The following is a 2,596-nucleotide window of genomic DNA, read 5'->3' on the forward strand; positions in this document are numbered from 1 at the left end:
TACAAAACAGCCCGCATGCAATATGCGGGCTGTTTTACCTCGGTAAATGAAGCTGTTATTCAGCGGCTGCTTTGACGCCGCTGGCATAATTGCCCATCGTCAGCTGTGCGAGCAGGAATGCGACCACCGCGCAGCAGGCAATTGCCGCGGACATCGGCACGGCCGTACCGTTGGCAACCAAGCTGGCCAGCACCATCGCCACGGCACCGGTGACGAATTGCAGCGTGCCCATCAGCGCGGAGGCGGTGCCGGCGATGGCGCCGTGATCCTCCATCGACAGGACCGCGGTGGTCGGGATCACCAGGCCGAGGAAGCCGTAGCCGATGAACAGCAGCGTCGCCAGCACGTCCAGCCGGTCGATTCCGGCCAGGGTCACAACCAGCAGCAGCGCCATGGCGATGGCATAGCCGGTCACCGCGATCCGGACGATGCGGTTGAGGCCGAAGCGCGACGCCAGCCAGCCGGTGGTCTGCGACACGCCGATGAAGGACACCGCGTTGATCGAGAAGAACACGGCGTAGAGCCGCGGCGACAGGCCGTAATGCTCGATCAGCACGAAGGAGGAGTTGGCGAGATAGGCGAAGAAGCTGGAGATGCCGAAGGCGCCGATGAAGGTCAGGCCGAGGAACTTCCAGTCGGTCAGCAGGGCACGGTAGGCCGACAAGGCGCCGCCGATGCTGCTGTCCACCCGGTGCTCACGCGGCCGGGTCTCGCCCAGGAACAGCGCCATCAGCAGGATGCCGAGCGCCGACAGCACGGTGACCACCCAGAACACGCCGCGCCAGCCCACCGCCTCGATCACGAAGCTGCCGGCCAGCGGCGCCAGGATCGGCGAGACGCTGAACACCAGCATCAGCAGCGACATCAGCCGCGCCGCCTCGGTGCCGGTGTGCAGGTCGCGCACCACGGCGCGCGGGATCACCATGCCGGCGCAGGCGCCGAGGCCCTGCAGGAAGCGGAAGGCGATCAGCGTCTCGATGTCGGGCGCGAAGGCGCAGCCGATGCTGCCGGCCAGGAACACGGCCAGGCCGAAATACAGCGGCAGCTTGCGTCCGAGCATGTCGGACAGCGGCCCATAGATCAGCTGGCCGGCGCCGAGCGAGATGAAGAACGCCATCAGGCTGGCCTGCACCATGCCGGTGTCGGCCGACAGGCTGACGCCGATGGCGGGCAGCGCCGGCAGGTACATGTCGATCGCGAACGGCCCCATGGCGGTGAGCAGGCCGAGAACGATCGCATTGCGCAGCAGCGACGAGGACATGGGGATACTTCCGGAAAACGGGGGCCGGCGGAGGGGAGCTTCTTCCCGGGCGGGGGAGTGACCACAGGAGGACGCAACACCGCATTCTGCGAGCGGCGGTTGCGTCTCTCTGTCCAAAAGATTGGACAGTATTGTCCAATCCGTCAAGAGCCCCTATCGTGCGACCATGCGAGTGATGACGGATGAGATCGGGCGGACGGCCCCGCCCCGGCGCGGCCAGTATGCCAAGCAGGCCTCGGTGCTGGACGCCGCGGCGCTGGTGTTCTGCCGCGACGGTTTCGCCGGTGCCAGCATCGACCTGATCGCGTCCGAGGCCGGCGTGTCGCGCCAGACCATCTACAACCATCACGGCGACAAGGAGGCGCTGTTCATCGCCGTGGTGCGGGAGATGACCGACCGCTGCAACGCCGGCCTGTTCCGAACGCTGACCACCTTCCCCGATCAGCCCCGGGACCTGGCAGCGGAGCTGACCGCCTTCGCCGCGCGGCTGGTCCGCGACTGCCTGTACAGCCAGGATGGGGCGACGCTGCGCCGGCTGCTCCAGACGGACGGCGAGCGCTATCCGGCCCTGTTCACCGCCTGGCGCGAGCACGGGCCCGGCACCACCTGGGCCGCGATCGCCGCCCGCCTCGCCAAGCTGGCCCATGCCGGCCACCTCCAGGTCGAGAATCCCGATTTGGCCGCGCGCCAGTTCATGGCCCTGATCCACGCCGATTTCCACATCGCGCACATGCTCGGCACCCGGCCGGCCGAGGCGGAGATCGATGTCGGCGTCGCCAATGCCGTGCGCACCTTCCTGCGCGCCTTCGGCCCGACGCCCTCCGCTCGCGCCGACTGAAACGTCGGATCTGCCCTGCGCCGATGGCTGGTGCGGATCGAAAGATCTGACATAACATCTCATCCACGCCGTCGATGTTCACGCCCGCCCCGTAACGATCGAGCGATCCCATGACCGCTTCCGCGCTGTTTTCCCCGCTGGCCCTCGGCCCGGTCTCGCTACCCAACCGGATCGTGGTGGCGCCGATGTGCCAGTATTCCGCCGATGACGGCAGCGCCACCGAGTGGCATTTGCAGCATTGGATGACCCTCGCCATGTCGGGCGCAGCACTGGTGGTGCTGGAAGCGACCGGGGTCGAGCGCCGGGGCCGCATCACCCATGGCTGCCTCGGCCTCTATTCCGATGCCAATGAGCGGGCGATGGCCCGCGGCCTGGCCGCCGCCCGCGGCGTCGCCCTGCCCGGCACGCGCTTCGGCATCCAGCTCGGCCATGCCGGGCGCAAGGCGTCGTCGCAGCGCCCGTGGGAGGGCGGCAAGGCCCTCAGCCCCGCCGAGGAT

Annotated in this window: 3 protein-coding genes; 2 read left to right on the forward strand and 1 reads right to left on the reverse strand. The window is 68.1% G+C overall.

Annotated features, from left to right (window positions below; genetic code table 11):
- Positions 1–55: 55 nt before the first annotated feature.
- Complete coding sequence (locus tag AC3XYG_RS10150) at positions 56–1,261, reverse strand: multidrug effflux MFS transporter (RefSeq protein WP_489139706.1); 1,206 nt, start codon at positions 1,259–1,261, stop codon at positions 56–58.
- Positions 1,262–1,436: 175 nt separating this feature from the next.
- Here AC3XYG_RS10150 and AC3XYG_RS10155 point away from each other — a divergent pair, with 175 nt between their 5' ends.
- Both AC3XYG_RS10155 and AC3XYG_RS10160 read left to right on the forward strand, forming a co-directional pair.
- Positions 1,437–2,099 carry a TetR/AcrR family transcriptional regulator C-terminal domain-containing protein gene (locus AC3XYG_RS10155; RefSeq protein ID WP_489139707.1) on the forward strand — a complete coding sequence of 221 codons (663 nt, stop codon included), beginning with the start codon at positions 1,437–1,439 and terminating at the stop codon, positions 2,097–2,099.
- Between the two features lie 110 nt (positions 2,100–2,209).
- Positions 2,210–2,596, forward strand: a 387-nt coding sequence (locus tag AC3XYG_RS10160) for an oxidoreductase (protein ID WP_489139708.1), incomplete at its 3' end; no start/stop codon positions are given.

It is taken from the genome of Inquilinus sp. (genome assembly GCF_057815775.1).